Here is a 26058-nt window from a genome sequence, read left to right as displayed (position 1 = left end):
GTATCCAACTTCCCGGCCCACCCCCATCTCCGCCCACTCACGCGGTTCTCCTCGCCCCTTACACCCCGTTTTCGGCCACGTCCCAGCTCGGTCGGCCCCGGGGCGGGGTGGGCCCTAGTCCTGTTTTTCGCCGCTCGCGAATCGGCTGATCACCAGCGCCACGATGATGATCGCCCCGTTCAGGAACTGGTTCCAGAGCGCCGGCACCCCTCCCAACGTCATGACGTTCACCACCAGTTGGAGGGTCAGCACACCGGTCAGCGCTCCGAACAACGTCCCCCGGCCGCCCTTCAGGGAGATCCCCCCGATCACCGCCGCCGCGAACACCTGGAAGATCCACCCGTTCCCCTGGTTCGCCGCGACCGAACCGTAGTGTCCCGTGTAGAGGATCCCCGCGAACGCGGCGAGCAGCCCGCCCACCGCCAGCACGATCCACGTCACCCGGTCCACCCGGATCCCCGCCGCCCGCGCGGCCTCCGCGTTCCCCCCGATCGCGTACAGCGCCCGCCCGTGCCGCAGCCATGCAAGCGCCGCCCCGCCGATCGCGAAGAGCGCGAGGCAGATCCAGACGGCGGCGGGTACGCCGAGCCAGTCCGTCATGCCGAGGTAGCGGAAGGACTGCGGCATGTCGATGATCGAGCGGCCGCCGGTGATGCCGACGTGCAGACCCCGCAGCATCGTCAGCATCCCGAGCGTCGCGATGAACCCGTTGACGTTGAGCTTCAGCATCAGGAAGCCGTTGAACGCGCCGATCGCCAGGCCGACCAGGAGGCACACCGGGATCGCCGTCCAGCCGGGCAGCAGGCCGACGCCCGTGAACCGGCCGGCCGGGGCCGAGGACGGCAGGACCAGCCACATCGCGACGACCGGCGCGATGCCGATCGTCGACTCCAGGGAGAGGTCCATGCGTCCGCAGATCAGGATCAGCGCCTGGCCGAGGACCAGCAGGCTCAGCTCGGAGGACTGCTGGATGACGCTGATCAGGTTGCCCGAGGTGAGGAACACCGGCGAGACGATGAAGCCGATGACCATCAGGACGAGGATCACGGGCACGAGGGAGAAGTCGCTCCAGCGGATGTGGGAAAGGCGTCCCAGAGGGCTCGTGTCCCGTACGCCCGCCGGTGCCTCGGTCGCCGTACCGGTCATGGCCGCTCCCCCGTCCTGTCCACACCTGCCGTGCCGTCCATGCCCCGCACACCTTCCATCGCCGCGACCAGCTCCGAGTCGCTCCAGCCGCTGTCGTACTCCGCGACGACCCGCCCGTGGAACAGCGCGAGCACTCGGTCGCACACCCTGAGGTCGTCGAGCTCGTCGGAGATGATCACCGCCGCGCTGCCCTCGTCGGCCACCTGCCGCACCACGCCGAGCAGCGCGTCCTTGGACTTCACGTCCACGCCCGCCGTGGGGCGTACCGCGACCAGGGCCACCGGCTTTCGGGCCAGCGCGCGGGCCACCACGACCTTCTGCTGGTTGCCGCCCGACAGGCCCGACACCGGCTGCTCGGGCCCCCGCGTCCTGATGTCCAGCGAGCCGATCATCGAGAGCGCGAACTCCCTTGTCCTGGAAGGGAGTACGGTCCCGCACGGCCCGAGCTGGTCGGTCACCGTGAGCGTCGCGTTCTCGGCGACGGAGCGGTTCGGGACGAGGCCCTGGCGGTGCCGGTCCTCCGGGATGTAGCCGATGCCCGCGTCGAGGGCGTGCGGCACGCTGCCCGGCTTCACCGCCCGGCCGTGCACGGTGACCCGGCCCGCGCTCGCCCGGCGCATCCCGGCCAGGGTCTCGCCGAGCGCGGTGTTCCCGCTGGCCGCGGCCCCCGCGATCCCGAGCACCTCGCCCGGGTGGACCACGAGGTCGAGCGCCGTGAACTCCCCGTCAAGGGCCAGCCCTTCGGTCCGCAGGACCGGCTCCGACGTACGGGCCGGACCGGCGCCCGCCCGCCAGGACGACCCGTTCGCACTCGGCCGCTCCCCCGTCATCGCCGCGACCAGTTCGCCCTTGGGGAAGTCGGCGACGGAGGCCGTCAGGACTTGGCGGGCGTCGCGGTAGACGGTGACCGCGGTGCACAGGTCGTACACCTCCTGGAGGTGGTGCGAGATGAACAGGAAGGCCACGCCCTGTGCCTGGAGTTCGCGGAGCTTGGTGAACAGGCGCTGGATGCCGCGGGCGTCGAGCTGGGCGGTCGGCTCGTCCAGGACGATGAGGCGGGCGCCGAACGAGAGGGCGCGGGCGATCTCGACGAACTGCCGTTGTTCCACCGGCAGTTGGCCCGCTCTGGCGTCCGGGTCGACGTTCACCCCGTACTCCGCGAGGAGGTCACGGGCGCGGCGGCGCAGCCGGCTCCAGCGGATGCGCTCGCCCTCGAAGCGGTTCAGGAAGAGGTTCTCGGCGACGGTCAGGTCCGGCACGACCATGGACTTCTGGTAGACGCAGGCGACCTTGGACTGCCAGCCGGCCCGGTCCCCGAAGGCCGGGGCGGGCGCGCCGCCGAACGTGACGGTTCCCGCGTCCGGCCGGTGCAGCCCCGTGACCACGCCGACCAGGGTGGACTTCCCGGCGCCGTTGCGGCCTACCAGCGCGTGCGATTCGCCGGGCCGCACGGTCAGGCCGACGCCGTCGAGGGCGAGCGTGGGCCCGAAGCGTTTGACGATGCCGTGGGCGTGCAGGGCGGGTTCGGACTCCATGGCCCGCCCGTCCACTGGTCCGTGTGCCATGGCTAGCTCTTCTTCTGCAGCTGGTTCGCCCACAGCGAGGCGTCGCCGACGTTGGCCCGGGTCACCAGGGGCGCCGGCAGCTGGTCCTCGTACCCGTTCGCGATCTTGATGATGTTCGAGCCGTGGTCGGTCGGGCCCACCTTGAACGTCTTGCCGTCCAGGGCCGCCTTCGCGTAGTACAGCGCGTACTTGGCATAGAGGTCGGCGGGCTGGGAGACGGTCGCGTCGATCTTTCCGGCCTTGATCGCGTCGAACTCCTCGGGGATGCCGTCGTTGGAGACGATCGTGATGTGACCCGCGGTGCCCGGCGGCTTGAGCAGGCCTTTCTGCTGGAGCAGGGCCAGCGTCGGCTGGAGGAAGACGCCGCCGGCCTGCATGTAGATGCCGTTCAGATTGGGGTGGGCGGCGAGCGTGGACTGGAGCTTGGCGGAGGCCACGTCGCCCTTCCAGTCGGTGGCCAGCTCGTAGACCTTGATGCCGGGGTAGCTCTTGGCCATGCAGGACTTGAACGCCTCGGAGCGGTCGCGTCCGTTGATGGAGCTCAAGTCGCCCTGGAATTCGGCGACTTCACCCTTGCCCTTGAGCTGCTCACCCAGGTATTTGCAGGCCTTCTCGCCGTACGCCTTGTTGTCGGCCCGTACGACCATGTAGACGTCGCCCTTGTCGGGGCGGGTGTCGACGCTGATGACCGGGATCCCCCGCTGGTTCAGGCTCTGCAGGGTGGAGGCGATCGCGCCGGTGTCCTGCGGGGCCATGACGACCGCCTTGGCACCCTGGTCGGTGAAGGCGGTGACGTCGGCGACCAGCTTGCCCACGTCGTTCTGGGAGTTGGTGAGCGGCAGCGCGGAGACCTCGCCGGACTTGACGCCCTTCTCGATGTACTGCTGGTAGGAGTTCCAGAAGTCGCTGTCACTGCGCGGCAGGTCGATGCCGACCTTCTGGGATCCGGTGCCGCCGCCGGACTCGCGGTTGCAGCCGGTGAGCAGCGCGACCGCGACAAGTGCGGTGCAGGCGGCGGCGGTTGTCGTACGCACTCTCATGATCCCGTCCTTCGTGAAGTGGCTCTAGCTGCTCGGTCGCAGGCGCAGGCCCTGCATGCCGCCGTCGACCGCGAGGGCCGTGCCGGTGACGGCGGCCGCCGCCGGGCTTGCGAGGTAGGCGATGGCGGCGGCGACCTCGGCCGCCGTAACGAGGCGTCCCATCGGCTGGCGGGCCCGGAGGGCGGCCCGCTCGGCCTCCGGGTCGTCCGCCCGGTCGAGCAGCCTGGCGACCCAGGGGGTGTCCGCCGTGCCGGGGTTGACGCAGTTGACCCGCACCCCCTCGCGGACGTGGTCGGCGGCCATCGCCAGGGTGAGGGAGAGGACGGCGCCCTTGGCCGCGCTGTAGAGGGCGCGCTGCGGCAGGCCCGCGGTGGCGGCGATCGAGCAGGTCTGGGTGAGGGACGCGCGGCCGGGCCGCTCCCCGGCCGCGCGCCGCAGATGGGGCAGCACGTGCCGGGCGACCCTGACCATGCCGAGGACGTTGACGTCGAGGACCCGGTGCCATTCGGCGTCGTCGTTGTCCTCGACGGTGCCGACGGCGCCGATGCCCGCGTTGGAGACGACGGTGTGCAGGGCGCCGAGTTCGCCCACGGCCCGCTCGACCGCGTCGCGTACGCCCGCGTCGTCGGTGACGTCGGCCTCCAGGGCGAGGGTGCCGGGCGGGGCGCCCTTCACGTCCCGGTCGAGTACGGCGACACGGGCGCCGCGCTCCATCAGGAGTTCGGCGACGGCGGCGCCGATGCCCGATGCGCCGCCCGTGACAAGGGCAGCCATGTCCTCGAAGTCCCTTGCGCTGCTCATGAGTTGACCTCCTGTGCCGGTCGACGGGCCAGCCACTGCGGGCCGTCCGGGTAGCGGTAGGCGGCGATGGTGGCGGGGTGCATGCGGGCGGAGAAGCCAGGGGCGGTCGGGGCGCGGTAGCGGCCGGCCTCGACGACGGCGGGCGCGGCGAAGTGCTCGTGGAGGTGGTCGACGTACTCGATGACCCGGTCCTCGCGGCTGCCGGAGACGGCGACGAAGTCGAACATGGCGAGGTGCTGGACGAGTTCGCACAGGCCGACCCCGCCCGCGTGCGGGCAGACGGGCACGCCGTACTTGGCGGCGAGCAGCAGGATCGCCAGGTTCTCATTCACCCCGGCCACCCGGGCCGCGTCGATCTGCACGAAGTCGACCGCGCCCGCCTGGAGGAGCTGTTTGAACACGACCCGGTTGGCGACGTGTTCGCCGGTGGCGACCTTGACCGGCTGCCCGGCCCGCACGGCGGCGTGGCCGAGGATGTCGTCGGGGCTGGTCGGCTCCTCGATCCAGTGCGGCTCGTACGGGGCGAGCGCGGCCATCCAGCGGATCGCTTCGGAGACGTCCCAGCGCTGGTTGGCGTCGACGGCGATGCGGATGCCGGGGCCGACGGCGGCGCGGGCCAGGCCCAGTCTGCGGACGTCGTCGTCGAGGTCGGCGCCGACCTTCAGCTTGATCTGGACGAAGCCGTCGGCGACGGCCTCCTTGGCGAGCCGGACCAGCTTGGCGTCGTCGTAGCCGAGCCAGCCGGGCGAGGTGGTGTAGGCGGGGTAGCCCTCGGCGCGCAGGAGCCGGGCCCGCTCGGCGCGGCCGGGTTCGGCGGCGCGCAGGATGGCGAGCGCCTCGGTGCGGGTCAGTACGTCCGTGAGGTAGCGGAAGTCGACGAGCGAGACGAGGTCCTCGGGCGACATCGAGGCGAGGAACTCCCACACGGGCAGGCCCGCCGTGGTGGCCGCCAGGTCCCAGGCCGCGTTGACGACGGCGCCCGCCGCCATGTGTATGACCCCCTTCTCGGGCCCCAGCCAGCGGAGTTGGGAGTCGTGGGTCAGGTCGTGGTGCAGGGCGGCGAGGTCGGCCGCGGCGGCCGGTGCCGGGCGGCCGACGACGTAGGGCCGCAGCGCCTCGATGGCGGCGGCGGTCACTTCGTTGCCGCGGCCGATGGTGAAGACGAAGCCGTGGCCCTCGTGGCCGTCGTCGGTGCGCAGCACCACATAGGCGGCCGAGTAGTCGGGGTCCGGATTCATGGCGTCCGAGCCGTCGAGCTGTTCCGAGGTGGGAAAGCGGATGTCGTGTACCTCGAACCCCGTGACGCTCGGCCTCATGCACGCCCCCTGGATGAACACGTGGATCTATCGGTGGCACTACCCGTGGATCTGCGCCGCGATGAACCGATGAATCGCTGAACGAACGTCCGCAGGAACCTTTGCGGGAACGTCCGGGTGAACATCGGATCTCTTCCGGTCATCCGATGTATATCCCCGGCCGAGCGCCACCGTCCAGGGTCTTGCACGAATTCACGCCACACAGCTCGGATGAATCGGCGCCCGAATGTGCTGCTGCCCCACCCGGGCCCCCTTCATTCCCCTGCCACTCCCGACGCCGGAGGGCCGTGCACGGGGGCTGCGGCTGGGTAGGTCTGAAGCCGTAAGGTTGGGACGTACGCAAGGGAACTTCTGAGGGAGGCACTGGGTGATCGAGCTGGAGGGCGTTCCCGAGCTGGTCGACCCGGTCATGATCGCCGCGTTCGAGGGCTGGAACGACGCGGGCGACGCCGCCTCCTCCGCTGTCGCGCACCTGGACGGGGCATGGAAGGGCGAGGTCTTCGCGGCGCTGGACGCGGAGGACTACTACGACTTCCAGGTCAACCGGCCCACCGTGTGGCTGGACGGCGGAGTCCGCAAGATCACATGGCCGACGACCCGGCTCTCCGTGGTGCGGGTCGGCGGCGACAAGCCGCGCGACCTGGTGCTCGTGCGCGGCATCGAGCCGTCGATGCGCTGGCGCTCGTTCTGCAACGAGATCCTGGGCTTCGCGCATGAGCTGGGCGTCGAGATGGTGGTGATCCTGGGCGCGCTGCTCGGCGACACCCCGCACACCCGGCCGGTGCCGGTCAGCGGCGTGACCTCCGACCCGGACCTGGCGCGGACCATGGATCTGGAGGAGACCCGGTACGAGGGCCCCACGGGCATCGTCGGCATCCTTCAGGAGGCCTGTACGCACGCGGGAGTTCCCGCGGTCAGCCTCTGGGCCGCGGTGCCGCACTACGTGTCCCAGCCGCCGAACCCCAAGGCCACGCTGGCCCTGCTCAACCGCCTGGAAGACCTGATCGACCTCAGGATTCCGCTCGGCGAGCTCGCGGAGGACGCCCGGGCCTGGCAGCTCGGCGTCGACCAACTGGCCGCCGAGGACAGCGAGGTGGCCGAGTACGTCCAGACCCTTGAGGAGGCGCGGGACACCGCGGATCTGCCCGAGGCGTCCGGCGAGGCCATCGCCCGCGAATTCGAGCGGTACCTGCGCCGCCGGGACGGCGGCCCAGGACTCGGCCAGGCCACGGCGGGCGGCCCCGCCACCGAGGCCGACGGGTCCTATCTGCGGGACACCTCCAGCGGGCGCACCCGGCCGCCGAAGCCGCCGAAGAAGGAGGACCCCGGCGAGGAGTCCCCCGAGGAGTAGCCCCCGGGGCCGGCCCCGGTTCGCGTTGCGGCGCCTCCCCTCGCGCGGGAAGGTCGAAGGACCAGTGCCTTCGGGAGGTGTCGTACGTCATGGCCATCGCCACGGTGAATCCGGCTACCGGTGAGACGCTCAAGAGCTTCGGCGCCATGGGGCCCGAGGAGGTGGAGCGCCGCCTCGCCACGGCCGAGACCGCCTTCGCCGGATACCGAACGACCGGCTTCGACGAGCGGACGCGGCTGGTGCTGCGGGCCGCCGACCTGCTCGACGGCGACCGGGACGACATCGCGCGCACCATGACCCTGGAGATGGGCAAGCCCATCGCGGCGGCGCGGGCCGAGGCGGCGAAGTGCGCGAAGGCGATGCGCTGGTACGCCGAGCACGCGGCGGCGCTGCTCGCCGACGAGGAGCCCGCCCAGGACGACGTCCACGACTCCGGCGCCGAGCGGGCCCGGGTCCACTACCGGCCGCTCGGCGTGGTCCTCGCGGTGATGCCGTGGAACTTCCCGCTCTGGCAGGTCGTACGGTTCGCCGCGCCCGCGCTGATGGCGGGCAACGTGGGCCTGCTCAAGCACGCGTCGAACGTGCCGGGGACCGCGCTGTACCTGGAGGACCTGTTCCGCCGGGCGGGCTTCCCCGACGGCTGCTTCCAGACCCTGCTCATCGGCTCCGACGGCGTCGAGAAGGTGCTGCGGGACCGTCGGGTGGCGGCCGCGACGCTGACCGGCAGCGAGCCGGCGGGCCGCTCCGTCGCGGCGATCTGCGGCGACGAGATCAAGAAGACGGTGCTCGAACTCGGCGGCAGCGACCCCTATCTCGTGCTCCCCTCCGCCGATGTGGAGCGGGCCGCGCGGACCGCGGTGACCGCCCGGGTGCAGAACAACGGGCAGTCCTGCATCGCCGCGAAGCGCTTCATCGTCCACACGGACGTCTACGACGCGTTCGCCGAGCAATTCACCGCGGGAATGCGGGAGTTGAGGGTCGGCGACCCGCTCCTGGAGGACACGGACGTCGGCCCGCTGGCGAGCGAGCAGGGCCGGACCGACCTGGAGGAGCTCGTCGACGACGCCGTACGCAAGGGAGCGAGGGCCCTGTGCGGCGGGGGCCGCCCCGAGGGGAGCGACCGGGGCTGGTTCTACCTGCCCACCGTCCTCGCCGGCATCACCGCGGACATGCGGATCCACCAGGAGGAGACGTTCGGTCCGGTCGCCACGCTGTACCGGGTGCGGGACCTCGACGAGGCGGTTTCGGTCGCCAACGACTCCCCGTTCGGCCTCAGTTCGAACGTCTGGACCCGCGACAGCGCCGAAGTCGAGCGCTGCGTGCGGGACCTCCAGGCGGGCGGGGTGTTCTTCAACGGGATGACCGCGTCTCATCCTGCTTTCCCCTTCGGGGGGATCAAGCGGTCCGGGTACGGGCGCGAGTTGTCCGGGCACGGCATCCGGGAGTTCTGCAACGTGACCACGGTGTGGCACGGCGCGGAGCCTTCGGGTTCTTGACCCCTCCCCCACAACCGACCACGCCCCACCGGCAGTTGGAACGGGTCGCGCCCCGGCCCCGCCGTCGTCGCAAACCGGAAAGCGGGCCGGGGCCGTCACGCCGGTGGCCCGGATGCGTATCCGGCCACCCCGCACAGACACGTCAACTTCCCTGTCACAGGGACCGCTCGCACCCCACCGGGCACCCCCAACCCCCGCCGTGTTTGGCCTAATTGCGGCGTGACATCGGTTTCCGGTCCAAATGCACGGGGTGCCCATTCAGCTTGATTTCAAACTTTGTTCGCGCCAGCGGGGTTTACGTTCCGGCGCTGAGGTAGCAAGGTGTGTCCCCGTAGGCACGCCAAGCACAGCACCCGAGGGGAGCGGCGGAAGCGATGACCGATCGGATTCACCCGGGTCAGGACCCCGGAACGGCGGGGCCAGGACCCGATGGAGCTGGATTCACCTATCACGGAGCCGAGCCGGAACTGATCGTCGTCGCACGGGCCGAGGCCCGGCTGCGTGTCGGCGCTGAGGGCGTCCGGTCGGCTTCCGGAGCCGACACCTCGGCTCTCTCGATGTTCCTCACCGACGAACAGATCGCCCTGGAACCGCTGTTCGGCCGCGAGGAGCGGCTGGCCCAGGTCCCGCAGGGCACCTCCCGCGAGGCGCTCCCGGACCTGTCCCTCTACTACCGGGTACGCGGTGGCGGCGAGCGGGCCACGGAGCTGAGCGCGCGGCTCGCCGCGCTGCCCGAGGTCGAGACGGCGTACGTGAAGCCGGGCGCCGTGCCCGCCTCGATGACGGGACGCGACGAGGAGACCATCAAGCGGCTGAAGGAGGGCGCCCCGGCGACGCCCGACTACACCGGCCGGCAGGGCTACTTGAACCCCGCGCCCGAGGGCGTCGACGCCTACTGGGCGTGGCTGCGCCCGGGCGGCTCCGGCGAGGGCGTCACCGTCATCGACGTCGAGGGCGCCTGGCAGCTGGGCCACGAGGACCTGGTGGACAAGCTCGCCGGGATCGTGGTCGGCAACCCGGTGCAGGACCTGGCGTGGCGCAACCACGGCACGGCCGTGCTCGGGGTCATCGGCGGCGACCGGGACGAGAAGGGCATCACCGGGATCGCCCCGGAGGCGGTCACGGCGGCCGCCTCGTTCCAGGGCATCGGCACGGCGGCGGCGATCCATGCCGCGGCCGAGCGGCTCTCGCCCGGTGACATCGTCCTGGTCGAACTGCACCGTCCGGGGCCGAGGTTCGACTTCCAGGCCCGGGACGACCAGGAGGGCTACATCCCGATCGAGTGGTGGCCGGACGACTTCGCGGCGATCCGCTGGGCGACCGCGAAGGACGTCCTGGTGGTGGCGGCCGGCGGCAACGGCGGCGAGAGCCTGGACGACGCGCTGTACGAGCGGCGCCCCGAGGGCTTCCCGCAGGACTGGCGCAACCCCTTCAACCCGTCCAACCAGTCCTCGGGCGCGGTCCTGGTCGGCGCGGGCGCCCCGCCGCCCGGCACGCACGGCCGCGACCACGGCCCGGACCGCTCACGACTCGCGTTCTCCAACTACGGCGCCCGCGTGGACGCCCAGGGCTGGGGCCGCGAGACCACCACGACCGGCGGGTTCTGGGACCGGGCGGGCGACCTCCAGGGCGGTGCCGAGGAGATCGCCTGGTACACGGACACGTTCTCCGGGACGTCGTCGGCCTCGCCCATCGTGGTCGGCGCCCTCGCCTCGCTCCAGGGCATGCTGAAGGCCACCGGGCAGGACCCGATGACGCCGGAGCGGGCCCGTACGATCCTGCGGTCGACCGGTTCCCCGCAGCAGGACGCGCCGGAGCGGCCCGCCTCCCAGCGCATCGGCAACCGGCCCGACATCAAGGCCGCGGTGACCCGTCTGATGCCCTCGACGGTCGGCACCGGCCAGGCCGAACGGTACTGGGACGAGCTGATCCCGTACCCCCATGAACTGCCCCCGAGGCTCCGGCTGTTCGTGGCCGGCGCATGGCGCAATCTGAACGACCCCGCGCCCGAACTCCGCCAGGCGGTGCACTCCGCCTTCGCGGCCGGACGGCCGGACATACGGGTCTGGTTCTCGGACGACGAGGTCGTCGGCCTGGTGGTCGCCGGCTGAGCGTCACGGACACCGGACAGCTAGCGGAACTCACAAAAGGGAAGGTGACACCCGCATGAGCACCACCCCGCAGATGAGCCAGCAGCACCAGCAGCACCAGATGCACCAACAGCAGCAGTACGGCCAGCAGATGGGCCAGCAGGGCCCCAGCACGTCCCCGCCGCAGGGCTTTGGCCAGCAGCAGGGCTACGGCCAGCAGGGCTTCACCCCGCAGTACGGCCAGCAGGGCATCGGCCAGCAGCAGCCGCCGCAGATCCAGCAGCAGCTCCAGCAGCTCGGCCAGCAGCAGCCCTACCAGCAGCTGCTCCAGCAGATGGGCGGCCAGCAGGGTCAGCAGCAGGGCATCGGCCAGCCGCTCGTGCTGCCGGCCGCGGTCAACAGCGCCGCCCTGGTCAGCGGCATCGCCACGAAGTTCTGGGACGTCGTGACCCCGCTGCCCGGCCAGCCGTCGATCCTGTACTTGTTCATCGACGGCAACTGGCGCCAGCTCGCGAACCCCAACCCCGTCACCCATGACGAGGTCCAGGAGGCCTTCGCGTTCGGGCAGCAGGTCATCGGGTTCTACGACACCACCAACAGCGTCATCCAGGCGATCGTGGTGAACAAGCAGTAGCGCCAACTCCCGCACAGAGGGCGCCGGGTGGGCACGTTCCCGCCCGGCGCCCGCCGTGTGCTGTCTAGGCGCAAGTGAACTTGGCGGCGGCCCAGTCCCCGTGGTCACCGGACTTCGAGTTGTTGGTGTCGGTGATCTTCAGGTGGACGTGCCGGGCGCCGCCGAGCGGCACGTCGACCGGCACGGTCGCCGAGGCTCCGGTCACCTTCGGCGAGGTCCACAGGACCTTGCCGTCCGCCTCGACGGAGAAGGCGACCTCCCCGTAGCCGTTGATCTCGTCGTCGATGCCGACGTCGGCGGTGAAGGCGGTGCACCGGCCGCCGGTGTAGACCTCGATGTCGGAGTCGGCATGGGCGCCGATCCCCTTGGCGTACGTCTTCCCGGCGAGCGTGAGGGTGTGGCCGTCGGCCGCCCCCGACTCGCCGTTGGAGCGGTCGCGTTCGGGCGGCCCGTACCCGTTGGCCGACGTCAGCCAGACCATGTCACTGGCCCAGGTGTCGGCCGCGGGCGGCGCCGGCATCACGGAGACCGCGATCCGCTGCTGCGAACTCCCTTGATTCGACGCCGAGTTGACGTCCAGCGTGACCTCGCCGGGCTTGGCGTCCTTGGCGGGAGTGACGCCCACCTCGACGCGCCGGGTCGCGCCGGCCGGGATCCGGTCGAGCGCGGCGGCCGGGGTTACGGCCCACCCGGCCGGTGCGGCGACGGACACCCGGACGCCGGTCGCGTCCTTGGCGCCGGCGGTGACGTCCACGGCCACCTTGCCGGGCGCACCCGCGCCGAGCTCCTGCCCGGCGGGCGCGGCCAGCGCGACCCGGTCGCCCGGGGTGCGGCCGCCCACGGCGCTGGTGTCCTTGAGCTTCACCTCGAAGGCCTTGTCCGTGCGCAGGGTCGCGGTCTTCACCAGGACCACGCCGCCCCGGTCGCTCGGGTCGTAGAACCAGCCGGTGGCGGCCTTGTCGTACGCGGCCTTCGAGCCGAGCCGCGCGAGCCGGCTCCCCTGGACCTCGACCTTGGCGGGCGCGCTGCCGGTGTGCAGCGTCAGCTCGTAGGGGCGGGCGGTCTGCTTGCCCTTGAACTCGCCCTTGCCGGCGCCCACTTGGACGGTCACGTCGCCGGAGCCGCGCTGCGGGGCCGAGACGTCGGCGCGCTGGGTCGCGTAGGCGCCGGTCCGGTTGGCGCGGGTCACGCCGTCGTCCTCGTACAGCTGGAAGGAGGAGCGGCCCTGCGGGTAGATGTCCCAGGCCAGCGGCGAGTTCGCGGTGCGGTCCTGGTAGGAGCGGATGCCGGGCCACATCGGGACGGCGGCGCCCGCCTTCACGAACAGGGGCAGCGTGTCGAGCGGCGCGCTGTAGTTGTCGACGGTGGTCGGGCCCTGGTAGGTGCGCCCGCTCCAGTAGTCGATCCAGGTGCCCTGGGGCAGATAGATCCCGTTGCGCACGGTCGTGTCCTGGTAGACCGGCGCGACCAGGAAGTCCTCGCCGGACAGGAACTCGTACTTGGCGGCGTCGGTGGCGGCCTTCGGGTCGTTCGGGTATTCCAGAGCCAGTGGCCGGACGGGCCCGATGCCGGTCTTGGTCGCCTCGTGGGCGTAGGAGTACATGTAGGGCAGCAGCGACTCCTTGAGCTTGAGGTAGCTGCGGTTGATCGAGGTGTAGGGCTCGCCGTACTGGTAGGGCTGCTTGTCGCTCGCGGCCCAGCCGTCCATGGTCATCACGGCGGGCAGGAACGACTTCCACTGGAGGTCGCGCGTGTACGTCTTGGGGCTGCCGCCGAAGATGCCGTCGATGTCGCCGCTGGTGTAGGCGAGGCCCGAGAGGGTCGCGCCCGCGTACGTCGGGATCTGCCAGCGGATGTTCTCCCAGCCCCCCGACTGGTCACCGGACCATTGGACGCCGCAGCGCTGTGCGCCGGACCAGCTCTCCGGGGCCCAGGTGAAGCCGCGCGCGTCGCTGTTGGCCTCGATGCCCTGGTAGGCGGCCTTGCAGCCGTCCAGCGCGTGCTTGTATCCGTCGCCGACCCAGGCGACGTCGAGCTTGGCGACGCGCTGGCCCGCCTTGACCTGGTCGGCGAGCTTGTCGAGGCCGTCCTCGGTCCACAGGCCCATCTGCATGGAGTCGTTCTGCAGGCCCTTGGCGGTCTCGGGCAGGTTCTCGTAGCCGCAGCCGTAGCCGTCGTTGACCAGCATCCAGCCGTTCGGCATGTCGTTGGTCCTGTACGCGTCTGCGATCTTGAGGGCGTCGAGGGTGTGGCGCTCGCCTCGGTTGGCGTTGTGCAGATAGCAGTCGGAGTCGCCGGGTTCGAGCCCGTAGACCGGCGGCAGGAACGGCTTTCCGGTCAACTGGGTGTAGTCGCCGATGACTTGCTTGGCATCGCCCGCGAAGTAGTAGGCGTCGAAGCGCTGCTCCTTGGCGCTCGCGGTGACCGGCTGGCCGAAGACGTACGTATTGGGGGCGTACGTGTTGCGGAAGACGCCGTAGCCGGCCGTCGAGAGGTAGAACGGCACGGAGTTGGGGTGGCCGCCGTCGTTCCAGTTGTCGTCGACGCCGACCTGGACGGTCTGGTCACGGTGCGAGGTGTTGCCCCGGCCGTTCTGCATGCCGCCGCCGTAGAACTGCTCGGTGGCGCCGCGCGACAGGGTCTGGGTGGTGGTGTCCTTGGTCCAGCTCAGCGGCTTGGTCTCGGCCCAGAGCTGGGTGCCGTCCGCCTTGTGGAGGGCGAAGCGGAGCGGGGACTTGAAGGCGCGCAGGGTGACCTTGTCGGTGCTCAGCTCGTAACGGTCGCCCTTGTCCTTCCAGCGGGCGGCGGGCGGCTTGCCCTGCGGCAGGACGATGTCGGAGCCGGCCGGGTCGGTGAACTCGCCGTCCGGGGCGAGCTCGATGCGGAAGGTGTCCGCGGTGACGAAGCTGACGCGGGCCTCGGCCGCGCCCGCGTGCAGCTTGAAGACGGAGCCCGCGGCGGCTTCGAAGCCGGTCACGTTTCCCACGGAGGTATCGGCGGGGGTGTCGGCGGGCGCGGCCGCCTGCGCGCTGCCGGGCCCGCCGAACACCGCGAGCAGACCGAGCACGGCTGCTCCCGCGAGCGCCACTCTCGTGCGTATTGGTGATTGCATAGAGCGTGTTTAGCGCACAAACGAGCATTGGACCATGGGGTGGGCCCAGGAAAAACGAAACCGCCCCCGGACTCACGAGGAGTCCAAGGGCGGTTCGGACAGAGCCGGTTGGTGCTGTCCTGTGACTAGAGGGCGACACCGAGGAGGGCGTCGACCGTACGGGAGACGAGACCGGGGGCGGCCTCGTCCGTGCCGCCGTCGGCGTCCTGGCGCTCGGCCCAGCGGTCCACCGCGGCGAGGGCGGCGGGCGCGTCGAGGTCGTTGGCGAGGGCCTCGCGGACCTCCTCGACCAGCGCGTCCGCGGACGGCCCATCGGGCCGCGACACGGCAGCCCGCCAGCGCCCGAGACGCTCGACGGCGTCCTGGAGCACCTGGTCGGTCCACTCCCAGTCGGCCCGGTAGTGGTGGGCGAGCAGGGTGAGGCGTATGGCGGCCGGGTCGACGCCGTCGCGCCGCAGCTTCGAGACGAAGACCAGGTTGCCCTTGGACTTGGACATCTTCTGGCCGTCCAGGGCGACCATGCCGGCGTGCACGTACGCCTTGGCGAAGGGGTACTCGCCGGTCAGCGCCTGGGCGTGGGAGGCACCCATCTCGTGGTGCGGGAAGATCAGGTCGGAGCCGCCGCCCTGCACGTCGAAGCCCATGCCGAGGTGGTCGAGGGCGATGGCGACGCACTCGATGTGCCAGCCGGGGCGGCCACGCCCGAGGGAGGCGCCGTCCCAGCTCGGCTCGCCCTCGCGGGCGGCCATCCACAGCATCGGGTCGAGCGGGTTCTTCTTGCCGGGCCGCTCGGGGTCGCCGCCGCGCTCGGCGGACAGCGCCTTCATGGCGGCGGCGTCGTAGTGCGACACCTCGCCGAAGTGCGGGTCGCTCTCGACGGAGAAGTAGACGTCCCCTTCGAGCTCGTACGCGGCTCCGGCGTCCCTCAGCCGTTCGACGAGCGGGACGATCCCCGGTATCGCCTCGACCGCGCCGATGTAGTGCTTCGGGGGGAGGAGTCGCAGGGCGGTCATGTCCTCGCGGAACAGCGCGGTCTCGCCCTCGGCGAGTTCCACCCAGTCCTTGCCGTCGCGGATGGCTCGCTCCAGCAAGGGGTCGTCCACGTCCGTCACGTTCTGGACGTAGTGAACCTGCCGCTTGGTGTCGAGCCACACGCGCTGAACGAGGTCGAACGCGTTGTAGGTCGCCGCGTGACCCATGTGGGTCGCGTCGTACGGGGTGATCCCGCAGACGTAGATACGGGCGACGGGACCGGGGTCGAGGGTGACTCGACCGCCGGTCGCGGTGTCGTGGATCCGGAGGTCGCGGCCCTTGCCGGGCAGGGCGGGGACCTCAGAAGCGGGCCAGGCATGCATGTCTTGAGCGTAACCGGACGCGGCTTCCGGATACGAACCGGATCCCGCGCTTGGCCGAATCGACCCTCTTGCGCCCCAGCGCCGGGAGGTGCTACCCGGCCTCCCCCTGCTGGGGCTCCGCCCCAGACCCCGGGAGCCCCACCCCACCCCTTCCCGAAACCCTCCGGGGGTGAGGTGGGGTGACAGTGGCTCCTGGGGGCTCCGCCCCCAGACCCCCGATCGCGCCTAAAGGGCGCTCGTCCTCAAACGCCGGACGGGCTGAAGATGCCAGTACTGGTCAGCACCAGTCCCGCCAGGGGCGCGGGGCTGTGACATTGTGCGGCTCCGCCGCGTGGGCGCGGCCAGCCACCGACCGCCCGCAGCCTCGCACACCCCCCGGAGGCCACGCGGCGGAGCCGCAGAGTGTCACAGCGGGAAGGGGCGGGGTGGGGAACAACTCAGACCGGCGGCCACGGAATGGCGGGCCACTCCCCGGAGGGGGCGGGGTGGACCCCCGCTTCCAGCAGCGCGGCAACCCGCTCCCGCACAGCATCCACCTCCGCCGGGGTGATCAGCTCCGCCAACCGCACCGCAAGCGGCTCCAGGGGTCGAAGGGCCTCGGCCAGGCCCTTCAAGGCGCCCACCGCCTCCGAGGTGAGCGGCTCGCCCGCCCACCCCCACAGCAGCGTCCGCAACTTGTCGTCCACGTTGAACGTGACCCCGTGATCGATCCCGTACAGCCGCCCGTCGGGCGCGGGCAGCAGATGCCCGCCCTTGCGATCCCCGTTGTTGATCACGGCGTCGAGCACCGCGAGCCGCCGCAGCCGGGCATCGTCCGCGTGCACGAGGAGCGCCGTGCGGCCCTCGCCGACCTCCGCGAGCGCGACCGCCTTCCAGCCCTCGGCCGGCTCCTCGTCGTCGACGAGCGCGAGCAGCCCGGAGTCCCCCTCGACCGGCTCGATCCACAGCTGGACCATGCCCTCGCCGTAGGGCCCGTCGCGCAGCACGGTGGGCGGCACGAGGTCCCAGCCGGTCGCCCGCGACACCTCGTACGCCGCGACCTCGCGCTGGGCGAGCGTGCCGTCGGGGAAGTCCCACAGCGGCCGCTCGCCCGCGACGGGCTTGTAGACGCACTCCGCGCTGTCGTCCCCGTACGCGACGGAGCAGTACAGGACCGCGTTGGACGCCTCGCGGATCCGCCCGAGGACGGTGAGCTCACCCTTGGCGAGGAGCTCGGCGGAGGTCAGGCTCCGCGGCGGTATCCGTTCTGGCGCGGGCATACGTGTCCTTCCGGGTCGAGCGGCAGGCTGCACAGCGGGCACGGCGGCCGGCCCGCGTTCACGACGTCCAGCGCGCGCTTGGCGAACGCCCGGGCCTGGCCTCCGGTCAGGCGCACCCGCAGCATCGGCGGGCCGTTCTCCTCGTCCTGGAGCATCCGCTCCTCGGCCTCGGCGAGGTCGTCCTCGGTGTCCGCGTCGAGCTCGACGAGGGCCTGCGCCTCGATGATCATGCGCTGTTCGTCGCCGTCCCAGGCCAGCGCCATGGTGCCGACCCGGAACTCCTCCTCGACGGGCGAGTCGAGCGGCGCGGAGTCCGTGACGTCGGGCGGGGCGACGGCAGGCACAGGAGCGTTTCCTCCGGTCCTGCGCACGACCTCGTCGAGCAGCTCGTCGATCCGCTCGGCAAGGGCTGCGACCTGGGTCTTCTCCAGGGCGACGCTGGTGGTGCGGCTGCCCGCGGACGCCTGGAGGAAGAACGTACGGCGCCCGGGCAGCCCGACCGTGCCGGCCACGAAACGGTCCGGCGGGTCGTAGAAGAACACCTGACGGGACACGTTCTGGTCTCCCTAGTTCGGAGTTGGAGCAGCGGTTTTCGGCGCGTCCACCCTACTGCGCGCGGCGATCACGGTGCTCCCGCACCGCCACCGACCTCGGCCTGTTCGTCCGGTGCTTTCTCGCGCGGGGCGAGCGAGGCGAGGTCGCCGGTGTCCCCGAGGCGTACGAGGAAGGGCCGCAGACGGGTGTAGCGGATGACGGTGAGGGAACACGGTTCCACCGAGATCCGCTGGAAGAGGTCGAGATGCATACCGAGGGCGTCCGCCACGATCGACTTGATGATGTCGCCGTGCGAGCACATGGCGTACATCGCGTCGGGGCCGTGCTCGGTCTCGATCCGGGTGTTCCAGTCCCGCACGGCCTCGACGGCCCGGGCCTGCATGGCTCGCATCGACTCGCCGCCGGGGAAGGCCGCGTTGGAGGGGTGCTGCTGCACGACCTCCATCAGCGGTTCGGCGGAGAGCTCGGAGAGTTTGCGGCCCGACCAGTCGCCGTAGTGGCACTCGCCGATCAGGTCCTCGGGGTGCAGCGGCAGGCCGGGGCGGGCGTCCAGGAGCGGCTGCACGGTCTCGCGGCAGCGCTGAAGCGGGCTGGTGACGACGGCGGCGAGCGGCAGGGAGGCGAGCCGGGCGGGCAGGGCGGCGGCCTGGGCGCGGCCGCGCTCATCGAGGGCGACACCCGGCGTCCAGCCGGCCAGCACCCCCGCCGTGTTGGCGGTGGAGCGTCCGTGGCGTACGAGGATCAACGTGGCCATGTGCGCCAGCCTAGGCGCCCGGCCGCCCTCGGGTGCGGTCGGCTCCCGATCAAGGGACAATGCCCGCAATGATCGTCGACTGTGCCATCTACCGCGAGGGGCGCCGCACCGAGGGCCCGAGGGACTTCTCGGACGCCCTCGACCAGGCGCGCGCCATCGGCGACAGCTTCCTCTGGCTGGGGCTCTACGAGCCGACGGAAGAGGAATTCGAGCTGGTCAGCAGCGAGTTCGGGCTGCACAGGCTGGCCGTGGAGGATGCCTTGAAGGCGCATCAGCGGCCGAAGCTGGAGGTGTACGACGACTCGCTGTTCATGGTGTTGAAGCCCGTCGTGTACGAGCCGAACAGCGACACCGTGACCTCCGGCGAGCTGATGCTCTTCGTGGGCGACTGCTTCGTGGTGAGCGTCCGGCACGGCGAGGGCGCGCCGCTCAAGGCGGTGCGGCGCAGGCTGGAGGCCGAGCCGGAGCTCCTCAAGCACGGACCGACGACGGTCCTGTACGCGGTGAGCGACGCGGTCGTCGACCACTACACGGACGTGGCGGCGGAGCTCCAGACCGACCTGGAGGAGCTGGAGGCGCAGATCTTCTCGCCGACCGGCGGCGGCGACACGAAGAACACCGCCTCGCGGATCTACACCTTCAAGCGGCAGCTCCTGGAGTTCCGCCGGGCGACCGGCCCGCTCGCGCAGCCCGTGCAGCGCCTCGCGAGCGCGGGCGTGCCGTTCGTGAACGCCAAGTCGCAGCCGTTCTTCCGCGATGTGGACGACCACCTGATGAAGACCAACGAGGCGGTGGAGGGCCTGGACCGGCTACTCTCCGACATCCTCTCGGCCCATCTCGCCCAGGTGAGCGTCCGCCAGAACGACGACATGCGGAAGATCTCGGCGTGGGCGGCGATGGCGGCGGTACCCACGATGGTGGCCGGCGTCTACGGCATGAACTTCGACCACATGCCGGAACTCCACTGGTGGTGGGGCTACCCGGCGGTGATCCTGCTGATGGTGGTTCTCGAAATCTCCCTGTACCGCCTGTTCAAGCGGCGGGGCTGGCTGTAGTCAGGCGTATCCGGGCGCGGGCACGGCGGGCCCGCCCAGTGCGTCGCGCCGCTCGGGCATGGTGAGGTTGACCATCCGCCGCCATCCGCCGAGCCGTTCGTAGGCGTACACCGCGTGGATGCCTGCCGCGAGGACCGCCGTCTTGGCGCGCGGCCAGGCGAGGATCCGCCCCATGTGGGTCATCACGGCGAGGTTGACGTCGCGGTACACCCGGATCTCGGCGAGCGCGCACTCGCGCAGTACGCGCTGGATCGTGGGGCCGTGTCCGGCGCCGGCCAGGCGCAGCAACTCCTCGTGGCAGTACGCCAGATGGTTGTCCTCGTCGTCGGAGATCATCCGCACCGCCCGGCCGATGTCGGGGTCCACGCCGAAGTGTCTGCGCAGCAGCTCCATCTGTTCGGAGGCGCGCTGCTCGGTGACCCGGCTGTGGGCGAGGTAGACGACGACGTCCCGTTCGGTGAGGGGCACCTCGCCCCGTAGCTGTTCGTGGCCGAGTCCGATGCCGTGCTGTTCGAGCAGCATCGTGTAGTCGGTGTCGGGCGGTACGTCGACGGGGCTCAGGCAGCGCCTCTTCAGCAGCGCGTTGAAGATCCGCCCGTGCTTGTCCTCGTCGGCGCCGTGCCGGGCCACCTTGGGGGCGAGCGCACGGCAGCCCTCGGGCAGGAGGGCGGCGATCCGGCCGTTCTCCCAGCCGCCCTGGGACTCGCCGCTGGCCGCGATGGAGCAGAAGAGCCGGAACGACTCGTCGTGGTCGAGGATCTCCTGGAACAGACTCTTGGCCGAGAGCATCGCCGTACCTCCGGGGTGCGCACAGTGACCATGCGAAACCGAGTCAAATGCGGCATACCATCGGCGGCAACAGGGGTCCGGCACCACTGGGCCGAACGAAGGAATGTGCGGTGCCCACACCGCCGTAACCGGGCGGCGTGTCGGGGCGTTGTCAGACATGACGGCCGTGGCGGGGAAGACCCCCGAGCCCCCACCACGGCCGCAGAGACGATCTCCTTGGACGATCCCCCTCAGGCGAGGCCCGCGCGCTCCAGCGCCTCGGTGCCCGCGCGCAGCGAGGCGAGCCGCTCGTCGAGCGTGAAGCCGGCCGGGGCCAGGGTCAGCGTGGTGACGCCGGCGGTGGCGTAGGCCTGCATGCGGTCGGCGATCCGCTCGACCGAGCCGAGCAGCGTGGTCGAGTCGATGAGCTGCTGCGGCACCGCGGCGCCCGCGCCCGCCTTGTCGCCGGACAGGTACTTGTCCTGGATCTCGGCGGCCTCCTTCTCGTACCCCATGCGCTGGGCGAGCTGGTTGTAGAAGTTCTGCTTGCGGCTGCCCATGCCGCCGACGTACAGCGCGGTGTACGGGCGGAACATGTCGGCGAGGGCGGGCACGTCCGCGTCGGCGCCGAGCGAGATCGGCAGCGTCGGGCAGACGTCGAAGCCGTCCATGGTCAGGCCGGCCTTCTCGCGGCCCGCCCGGATGTGGGAGATCGCGGTGGCCTCGATGTGCTCGGCGGCCGGGAAGATCAGCAGCGCGCCGTCGGCGATCTCGCCGGTCTGCTCCAGGTTCTTGGGGCCGATCGCGGCGATGTAGAGCGGGATGTGCTCGCGCTCGGGGTGCACGGTGAGCTTGATGGGCTTGCCGGGGCCGCCGGGCAGCGGCAGCGTCCAGTGCTCGCCCTCGTAGGAGAGCCGCTCCCGCGTCATCGCCTTGCGGACGATCTCGACGTACTCCCGGGTGCGGGCGAGCGGCTTGTCGAACTTGACGCCGTACCAGCCCTCGGAGACCTGCGGCCCCGAGACGCCGAGGCCGAGGCGGAAGCGGCCGCCGGAGAGCGAGTCGAGGGTGGCGGCCGTCATCGCGGTCATGGCGGGCTGGCGGGCCGGGATCTGGAGGATCGCGGAGCCGACGTCGATGCGCTCGGTCTGCGCGGCGACCCAGGCGAGGACGGTCGGCGCGTCCGAGCCGTAGGCCTCGGCCGCCCAGCAGACGTCGTAGCCGAGCTTGTCCGCCTCTTTGGCGACGGCGAGGTTGTCGCCGTCCATTCCCGCGCCCCAGTAGCCGAGGTTGATGCCGAGCCGCATGGCCGAATCCCCTTACTCGTCGGGACGCGTGGGTACGCGCCCGCACTCGCGTCTTACTCATGAGTAACGTTCCTGTGCCGGGGACTCTAGCGCGCGTGGGCGCGATGCGGCAGGGCCGAGTTGTCCACAGGCTCTCTCCCCGTGGGCCCTTGGCCAGTAATCTCAGCGCCCATGGAGCAGAGGCATCTCGGCCGCACGGGCCTGCGCGTATCCCGGATCGGGCTCGGCACCCTGACATGGGGCCGGGACGTCGGCGAGCAGGATGCCGCCGAACTCCTGAAGGCGTTCTGGGAGGCGGGCGGCACGCTGATCGACACGGCGGACGTGTACGGCGGCGGGGACGCGGAGTATCTGCTCGGGCAGTTGACGGAGCGGCTCGCGCCGCGCAGGGACCTGGTGATCGCGACCAAGGCGGGCAGCGTGCCCGACCCCGACCGCCGCTTCGACGGCTCGCGCGGCCATCTCCTGAGCGCCCTCGACGCCTCCCTTGAGCGCCTCGCAACCGACTACGTCGACCTCTGGCAGGTGCATGCCTTCGACTGCGGGACCCCCTTGGAGGAGACCCTCCAGGCCCTCGACATCGCGGTCAGCAGCGGGCGGGCGCGCTATGCGGGCATCTCCAACTTCAGCGGCTGGCAGCTCGCCAAGGCCGCGACCTGGCAGCTCGCCGCGCCCGGGGTACGCACCCGGCTCGCCAGCACCCAGATGGAGTACTCGCTGCTCCAGCGCGGGGTGGAGCGCGAGGTCCTTCCGGCCGCTCTGGACCTGGGGGTCGGTCTGCTGCCCTCGTCGCCGCTCGGCCGGGGCGTGCTGACCGGGAAGTACCGGCACGGAACGCCGGCGGACTCGCGCGGCGCGTCGGAGGCCCTCTCGGGGTTCGTCGCGCCCTACCTCGACGACGCGGCGAGCCGGATCGTCGACGCCGTCTCCATAGCGGCCGACGGACTCGCCGCGACACCGCTTCAGGTGGCGCTGGCCTGGGTGAGGGACCGTCCGGGAGTGGTGGCGCCGATCGTCGGCGCGCGCAACGCGCAGCAGCTCGCGGCGGCATTGTCAGTGGAGGCCCTTAGTCTTCCTGACGAGATCTGCCAGGCGCTCGACGATGTGTCGGCGCCCGTGCACCGCTATCCCGATCAGGACTGGAGCACGCTGTGACTGCGCTTCCCCAGGGCTCGGCCCCTGGATCCACGGCCGACGAATCCGCCGAGGCGGAGGTGGCGCCCGAGCCCGCGGAGGGCACCGCCGCCGGCGACCTCGCGGTGGATGGCGCGGAGGCCGCGGCCACGGACGGCCCCGGGACGGCGACCGCCGATGAGCCCGAGCCGGAATCCCCCGGCGACTCCAAGACGCCCGACGCGAGCGCCCAGGAGACCGAGCCAGCCGCTGAGGACGCCGAGCCCGGCAGCGGGGCCGGGACCGCCGGCGCGACCGCCGAGGAGTCCGAGTCCGCCGGTTCCGAGGCCACCGACGCCAAGGCCCCCGAGGTCTCCGAAGCCGCGGCCGAGCTCGCGGCCCAGCGGGAGCTGCGGGCCAGGATCGAGCAGCGCAAGGCGGAGAAGGAGGCGCCGATCCCGGCCGGCACCAAGCTGAGCGGGCAGGCCGCCGACCTGCTCGCCGCCGTACGGGCCGTGGAGAGCGGCGAGAAGTCGGGCGCCGCGTACTTCGGCGGCCCGACCCCCGCCCCGCGCAGGCCCGCCCCCGCCCAGCAGGCCGCTCCGGTACGTCCCAGGTCGCCCGAGCCCGCCCAGGCGCCCACCACTTCGGCCGAGGCCCTCGCCTCCGTACGTGACGTGCTGACCCGGGGCGGCGCGCCCGAGGCACTGGCCGCCCAGGTCACCGGCGCCCTCGGCGAGCAGGCGGCCGAGCGGCTCGGCGCGGACCCCTGGCAGCTCCTCGCGGTGCCCGGGGTGCGGCCCGAGCAGGCCGACGGCTTCGCCCGGGCGCTGCTCGGCGCCGAGTGCCGGCCGGATGACGAACGCAGGGCGGCCGCGCTGGTCGGCTGGATCCTGGAGCAGGCCGCCGTGCGGGGGCACACCGCGCTGACGGCCGACGACGTGCGCAAGGCCCTGGCCGCGCGCTCCGTTCCCGACCCGGACGAGGCGGTGCAGCAGGCCGTCGCCGAGGGCGTGGTGCTGGTCTTCCAGGACGGCCTGGCGGGCGAGCCGGAGCCCTCCGAAGACGCCGAGGACGCCGAAGAGGCGGCCGAGCCCGCGGAGCCGGTCGAGGTCCTGCTCGGGCTCGACCGGTACGCCCTGGCCGAGGAGAGCCTGGCCGACGGGCTCGCCCGGCTGCTCAACTCGCCGGTGCGGGACGACGGTTCGGTGTGGCCGGAGGGCGGCGAGCTGGTCCGCGCGGTCGCGGGCAGCGGCCTGGTGGCGCACACCGGCGGCGAGGCCGCGCGCGCCGAGTCGGCGGCGGTGGTGACGGCGGCCGCGGCGGCCGGACTGCGCGCCGCGGGCGCCGCGCACACCGCGGACGGCCGGCGCCGCCTGGCCCAACTGACCGGCCCGCTGGCCGCGTTCACCGTCGCCGGCCTGCTGTCCGGCGAGGGCCCCGGCCGGGACGCGGACGGGGCGCTCGCCCTCGACGTCCTGGTGGTGCAGGACGCGACACAGCTCGACGTGGAGACCGCGGCCGTGCTGGTGGAGTCGCTGCCCGACGGCTGCCGGCTCGTACTGAGCGGGGACCCCGGGGTGCTCGGCCCGGCGGGTGCCGGCCTGGTCTTCAACGACCTGCTGGCTGCCCGGGTCTGCCCCGTGGTGGCGTCGCGGCTGCCCGACCCCGGGCCCGTCGGTGAGCTGGTCTCGGGCATCGGCATCGGCGAGCTGAACCAGGTCGAGGCCCCCGGCAAGGAAGTCGTGATCGTCCCGGTGCGGGACGCGGGCGAGGCCGTGCACCGCTGCGTGCAACTCCTCGCCGACTCGATCCCCCGGGCGATCGGCATCCCGCCGGAGCAGACCCAGGTGATCACGGTCGGCCACGGCGGCTCGGCGGGCACCCGCGCGCTGAACGCGGCGCTGAAGCAGCGCCTCAACCCCGGCCCCGGCCGCTTCGGCGGCTTCGACCCGGCCGACAAGGTGGCGTACGCCGAGGCTCCGGGCCGTACGGTGATCGGCACGGTCGTCGGGGCGGACGCGGAGGGCCTGCGGCTCGACTGCGCAGGCGCCCCCGTCCTCGTGCCCAAGGAACGGGTCGAGTCCACGCTGCGGCACGGCTGGGCGCTGACCGCGCACCAGGCGGTCGGGATGCGGTGGCCCGCGGTGGTCGCGGTGCTGCCCGGCGACGCGGCGCAGGGGCTCAGCCGGGCCTGGGTCTATACGGCGTTCGGCCGCGCGGAGCGGCATCTGTCCGTCGTCCACGGCGTGGACCAGGCGCTCCCCCGGGCCGTCGCGGAGATCCTCCCGGCGCCGCGCACGACCCGCCTGACGCCACTGCTTCACGGCCTCCTGAAGACCGCCGAGTAGGACGTCGCACACGGCGGAGGCCGCGCACCCCCATGGGCGGGGTGCGCGGCCTCTGCCGTGAAGGCGGGGTCAGGGAGCCGGCCGGAGGTCCTCCTCGTCGAGGTCGTCCACCAGGTCCTCCTCGTCGAACACGGCGCTCACATCGAAGCGGCACACCACGCGCTGGGGGTCGGCGTGGTCGAACGGCGTGCTCAGCCACTCGCCCGGCTCCGGGAGCTCGTCGGCGGCCGACACCCACAGGGTGGAGTCGCCCTCCTCCAGGCCGAACTCCTTGTGCCGGGAGGCGATTTCGTCCGGTTCGTACTCGCCGAAGAGCACACCGAGCGCGGCGTGGACGCTGCTGCCGACGACCGGGGCCGTGCGCTCGCCCTCGTCCGGCTCCTCCGCCTCGGGGTCGAGATCGGTGATCCGCTGCGCCTGGGCGAGCAGTCGCTGGGGCTCGGCCACGGCGTAGTCGCGCCGGATGAGCACGCTCAGGGCGTTGGGTTCCTCGGGGCCCGCGTAGGGCGGCAGGGAGTCGTCGGCGCCGGGGATCTCGAAGGGGGTCACCTCGTCGTAGCGGTCGTAGAGCCGCTCGTCGTACGCCTCGGCGGCCGCAGCGAGCGCGTTGAACGCCTCGTACACGTCGGGATCGTCGTCCCCCGTGCGGCGTTCCACCGCATCGAGGTGACGGTCCAGCGCGGCTTTGACCGCCTCGGCGGCGGCACGTACCTCGGCAGCGGTGGGCTGCGCAGCATCAGACATAGTGCAGACGCTATCCGTACCGGGCCTCTGCCCGCACAATAGATGCGATGCCGGAATACGAATTTGTCGACGTGTACGTCCCGCGCGGGGTATCCCGCAAGGAGGCGACACGCCTGCTGACCGACCATGCCGAGTACGGACACTGGGAGTTGGACCGACTGAGTCTGCGCCGGGACGGCAGCCGCAGAGTGCGGCTGCGCAGGCGGATCATCCGCCAGGTGCGGGCCACATGGTGAGCCCGCTGTC

General features: G+C 71.8%; 21 protein-coding genes. 8 read left to right on the top strand and 13 right to left on the bottom strand.

The annotated features are described in order from the left end of the window. Positions 1 to 114 precede the first annotated feature (114 nt). Genes OHA17_RS31555 through OHA17_RS31535 form a run of 5 tightly spaced genes read right to left on the bottom strand, consistent with a single transcriptional unit; the run spans position 115 to position 5868 of the window. A complete protein-coding gene (locus OHA17_RS31555) occupies positions 115 to 1146 on the bottom strand; it encodes an ABC transporter permease (protein ID WP_053723487.1) in 1032 nt (343 codons plus the stop codon). Beyond that, on the bottom strand, positions 1143 to 2711 hold the full coding sequence (locus tag OHA17_RS31550) for a sugar ABC transporter ATP-binding protein (protein WP_406509355.1): 1569 nt from the start codon (positions 2709 to 2711) through the stop codon (positions 1143 to 1145). The genes OHA17_RS31555 and OHA17_RS31550 overlap by 4 nt, the downstream gene beginning before the upstream one ends. A gap of 2 nt (positions 2712 to 2713) precedes the next feature. Next, positions 2714 to 3751: a sugar ABC transporter substrate-binding protein gene (locus OHA17_RS31545; protein ID WP_406509354.1), complete on the bottom strand. Its 1038-nt coding sequence runs from the start codon at positions 3749 to 3751 to the stop codon at positions 2714 to 2716. 24 nt (positions 3752 to 3775) lie between these two features. Then, a complete protein-coding gene (locus OHA17_RS31540; RefSeq protein WP_406509353.1) occupies positions 3776 to 4552 on the bottom strand; it encodes an SDR family NAD(P)-dependent oxidoreductase in 777 nt (258 codons plus the stop codon). Then, entirely contained in the window at positions 4549 to 5868 is a 1320-nt protein-coding gene (locus OHA17_RS31535; RefSeq protein WP_406509352.1) for an enolase C-terminal domain-like protein, read from the bottom strand. The genes OHA17_RS31540 and OHA17_RS31535 overlap by 4 nt, the downstream gene beginning before the upstream one ends. A 367-nt stretch (positions 5869 to 6235) precedes the next feature. Here OHA17_RS31535 and OHA17_RS31530 point away from each other — a divergent pair, with 367 nt between their 5' ends. The 4 genes from OHA17_RS31530 (at position 6236) to OHA17_RS31515 (ending at position 11439) form a co-directional block, all read left to right on the top strand. Next, the gene (locus tag OHA17_RS31530) at positions 6236 to 7219 is read left to right on the top strand and encodes a PAC2 family protein (RefSeq protein ID WP_406509351.1); all 984 of its coding nucleotides are present in this window, start codon (positions 6236 to 6238) and stop codon (positions 7217 to 7219) included. Between the two features lie 89 nt (positions 7220 to 7308). Next, positions 7309 to 8715: an NADP-dependent succinic semialdehyde dehydrogenase gene (locus OHA17_RS31525; protein WP_406509350.1), complete on the top strand. Its 1407-nt coding sequence runs from the start codon at positions 7309 to 7311 to the stop codon at positions 8713 to 8715. Positions 8716 to 9089: 374 nt separating this feature from the next. Continuing rightward, complete coding sequence (locus tag OHA17_RS31520) at positions 9090 to 10826, top strand: S8 family peptidase (RefSeq protein WP_406509349.1); 1737 nt, start codon at positions 9090 to 9092, stop codon at positions 10824 to 10826. Positions 10827 to 10881: 55 nt separating this feature from the next. Further along, entirely contained in the window at positions 10882 to 11439 is a 558-nt protein-coding gene (locus OHA17_RS31515; protein WP_406509348.1) for a hypothetical protein, read from the top strand. Between the two features lie 64 nt (positions 11440 to 11503). Here OHA17_RS31515 and OHA17_RS31510 read toward each other — a convergent pair whose 3' ends face one another. The 5 genes from OHA17_RS31510 to OHA17_RS31490 all read right to left on the bottom strand — a co-directional run bounded on the left by OHA17_RS31510 (position 11504) and on the right by OHA17_RS31490 (position 18474). Beyond that, entirely contained in the window at positions 11504 to 14551 is a 3048-nt protein-coding gene (locus OHA17_RS31510; RefSeq protein ID WP_406509347.1) for an NPCBM/NEW2 domain-containing protein, read from the bottom strand. Between the two features lie 125 nt (positions 14552 to 14676). Continuing rightward, positions 14677 to 15906, bottom strand: coding sequence for a cysteine--1-D-myo-inosityl 2-amino-2-deoxy-alpha-D-glucopyranoside ligase (mshC, locus tag OHA17_RS31505; RefSeq protein WP_406509346.1), 1230 nt, complete (start codon positions 15904 to 15906; stop codon positions 14677 to 14679). A gap of 437 nt (positions 15907 to 16343) precedes the next feature. Beyond that, on the bottom strand, positions 16344 to 17165 hold the full coding sequence (locus OHA17_RS31500) for an SCO1664 family protein (protein ID WP_406509345.1): 822 nt from the start codon (positions 17163 to 17165) through the stop codon (positions 16344 to 16346). Further along, a complete protein-coding gene (locus OHA17_RS31495) occupies positions 17129 to 17719 on the bottom strand; it encodes a DUF3090 domain-containing protein (protein WP_406509344.1) in 591 nt (196 codons plus the stop codon). Before OHA17_RS31495 ends, OHA17_RS31500 begins: the two co-directional genes overlap by 37 nt. Positions 17720 to 17787: 68 nt before the next feature. After that, the gene (locus OHA17_RS31490) at positions 17788 to 18474 is read right to left on the bottom strand and encodes a histidine phosphatase family protein (RefSeq protein ID WP_406509343.1); all 687 of its coding nucleotides are present in this window, start codon (positions 18472 to 18474) and stop codon (positions 17788 to 17790) included. Between the two features lie 59 nt (positions 18475 to 18533). Between OHA17_RS31490 and corA the strand changes: the two genes are divergently transcribed. Further along, positions 18534 to 19529 (top strand): magnesium/cobalt transporter CorA, encoded by a 996-nt coding sequence (corA, locus tag OHA17_RS31485; protein ID WP_406509342.1) that lies wholly within the window; start codon positions 18534 to 18536, stop codon positions 19527 to 19529. On the opposite strand, the gene OHA17_RS31480 is transcribed toward corA, so the two are convergent. Together OHA17_RS31480 and OHA17_RS31475 are read right to left on the bottom strand one after the other, a co-directional pair. Further along, positions 19530 to 20318 carry a ferritin-like domain-containing protein gene (locus tag OHA17_RS31480; protein WP_406509341.1) on the bottom strand — a complete coding sequence of 263 codons (789 nt, stop codon included), beginning with the start codon at positions 20316 to 20318 and terminating at the stop codon, positions 19530 to 19532. 230 nt (positions 20319 to 20548) lie between these two features. Then, a complete protein-coding gene (locus tag OHA17_RS31475) occupies positions 20549 to 21604 on the bottom strand; it encodes an LLM class F420-dependent oxidoreductase (RefSeq protein ID WP_406509340.1) in 1056 nt (351 codons plus the stop codon). Between the two features lie 171 nt (positions 21605 to 21775). On the opposite strand from OHA17_RS31475, the gene OHA17_RS31470 reads away from it, so the two are divergent. Both OHA17_RS31470 and OHA17_RS31465 read left to right on the top strand, forming a co-directional pair. Next, complete coding sequence (locus OHA17_RS31470) at positions 21776 to 22759, top strand: aldo/keto reductase (RefSeq protein ID WP_406509339.1); 984 nt, start codon at positions 21776 to 21778, stop codon at positions 22757 to 22759. After that, positions 22756 to 25068: a helix-hairpin-helix domain-containing protein gene (locus tag OHA17_RS31465; protein WP_406509338.1), complete on the top strand. Its 2313-nt coding sequence runs from the start codon at positions 22756 to 22758 to the stop codon at positions 25066 to 25068. The genes OHA17_RS31470 and OHA17_RS31465 overlap by 4 nt, the downstream gene beginning before the upstream one ends. Positions 25069 to 25137: 69 nt before the next feature. Here OHA17_RS31465 and OHA17_RS31460 read toward each other — a convergent pair whose 3' ends face one another. Next, positions 25138 to 25812, bottom strand: a complete 675-nt coding sequence (locus OHA17_RS31460) for a hypothetical protein (RefSeq protein ID WP_406509337.1) — start codon at positions 25810 to 25812, stop codon at positions 25138 to 25140. Positions 25813 to 25859: 47 nt separating this feature from the next. Here OHA17_RS31460 and OHA17_RS31455 point away from each other — a divergent pair, with 47 nt between their 5' ends. Next, complete coding sequence (locus tag OHA17_RS31455; RefSeq protein ID WP_018535088.1) at positions 25860 to 26048, top strand: DUF5703 family protein; 189 nt, start codon at positions 25860 to 25862, stop codon at positions 26046 to 26048. Positions 26049 to 26058 lie beyond the last annotated feature (10 nt).

The sequence above is a fragment of the Streptomyces sp. NBC_00212 genome (assembly GCF_045206365.1).
Lineage (GTDB): Bacteria > Actinomycetota > Actinomycetes > Streptomycetales > Streptomycetaceae > Streptomyces.
The sequence above is the reverse complement of the archived record's forward strand: the minus strand, read 5'-3'. Positions and strand labels throughout refer to the sequence as shown.

What these genes read in the sequence shown, in the direction of transcription:
- OHA17_RS31480 (WP_406509341.1), bottom strand. Translation starts at nt 20,318, where the DNA reads ATGCTCTCGGCCAAGAGTCTGTTCCAGGAGATCCTCGACCACGACGAG.
- OHA17_RS31555 (WP_053723487.1), bottom strand. Translation starts at nt 1,146, where the DNA reads ATGACCGGTACGGCGACCGAGGCACCGGCGGGCGTACGGGACACGAGC.
- corA (WP_406509342.1), top strand. Translation starts at nt 18,534, where the DNA reads ATGCCCGCAATGATCGTCGACTGTGCCATCTACCGCGAGGGGCGCCGC.
- OHA17_RS31535 (WP_406509352.1), bottom strand. Translation starts at nt 5,868, where the DNA reads ATGAGGCCGAGCGTCACGGGGTTCGAGGTACACGACATCCGCTTTCCC.
- OHA17_RS31475 (WP_406509340.1), bottom strand. Translation starts at nt 21,604, where the DNA reads ATGCGGCTCGGCATCAACCTCGGCTACTGGGGCGCGGGAATGGACGGC.
- OHA17_RS31500 (WP_406509345.1), bottom strand. Translation starts at nt 17,165, where the DNA reads ATGCCCGCGCCAGAACGGATACCGCCGCGGAGCCTGACCTCCGCCGAG.
- OHA17_RS31490 (WP_406509343.1), bottom strand. Translation starts at nt 18,474, where the DNA reads ATGGCCACGTTGATCCTCGTACGCCACGGACGCTCCACCGCCAACACG.
- OHA17_RS31520 (WP_406509349.1), top strand. Translation starts at nt 9,090, where the DNA reads ATGACCGATCGGATTCACCCGGGTCAGGACCCCGGAACGGCGGGGCCA.
- OHA17_RS31525 (WP_406509350.1), top strand. Translation starts at nt 7,309, where the DNA reads ATGGCCATCGCCACGGTGAATCCGGCTACCGGTGAGACGCTCAAGAGC.
- OHA17_RS31510 (WP_406509347.1), bottom strand. Translation starts at nt 14,551, where the DNA reads ATGCAATCACCAATACGCACGAGAGTGGCGCTCGCGGGAGCAGCCGTG.
- OHA17_RS31470 (WP_406509339.1), top strand. Translation starts at nt 21,776, where the DNA reads ATGGAGCAGAGGCATCTCGGCCGCACGGGCCTGCGCGTATCCCGGATC.
- OHA17_RS31540 (WP_406509353.1), bottom strand. Translation starts at nt 4,552, where the DNA reads ATGAGCAGCGCAAGGGACTTCGAGGACATGGCTGCCCTTGTCACGGGC.
- OHA17_RS31550 (WP_406509355.1), bottom strand. Translation starts at nt 2,711, where the DNA reads ATGGCACACGGACCAGTGGACGGGCGGGCCATGGAGTCCGAACCCGCC.
- OHA17_RS31455 (WP_018535088.1), top strand. Translation starts at nt 25,860, where the DNA reads ATGCCGGAATACGAATTTGTCGACGTGTACGTCCCGCGCGGGGTATCC.
- mshC (WP_406509346.1), bottom strand. Translation starts at nt 15,906, where the DNA reads ATGCATGCCTGGCCCGCTTCTGAGGTCCCCGCCCTGCCCGGCAAGGGC.
- OHA17_RS31545 (WP_406509354.1), bottom strand. Translation starts at nt 3,751, where the DNA reads ATGAGAGTGCGTACGACAACCGCCGCCGCCTGCACCGCACTTGTCGCG.
- OHA17_RS31460 (WP_406509337.1), bottom strand. Translation starts at nt 25,812, where the DNA reads ATGTCTGATGCTGCGCAGCCCACCGCTGCCGAGGTACGTGCCGCCGCC.
- OHA17_RS31515 (WP_406509348.1), top strand. Translation starts at nt 10,882, where the DNA reads ATGAGCACCACCCCGCAGATGAGCCAGCAGCACCAGCAGCACCAGATG.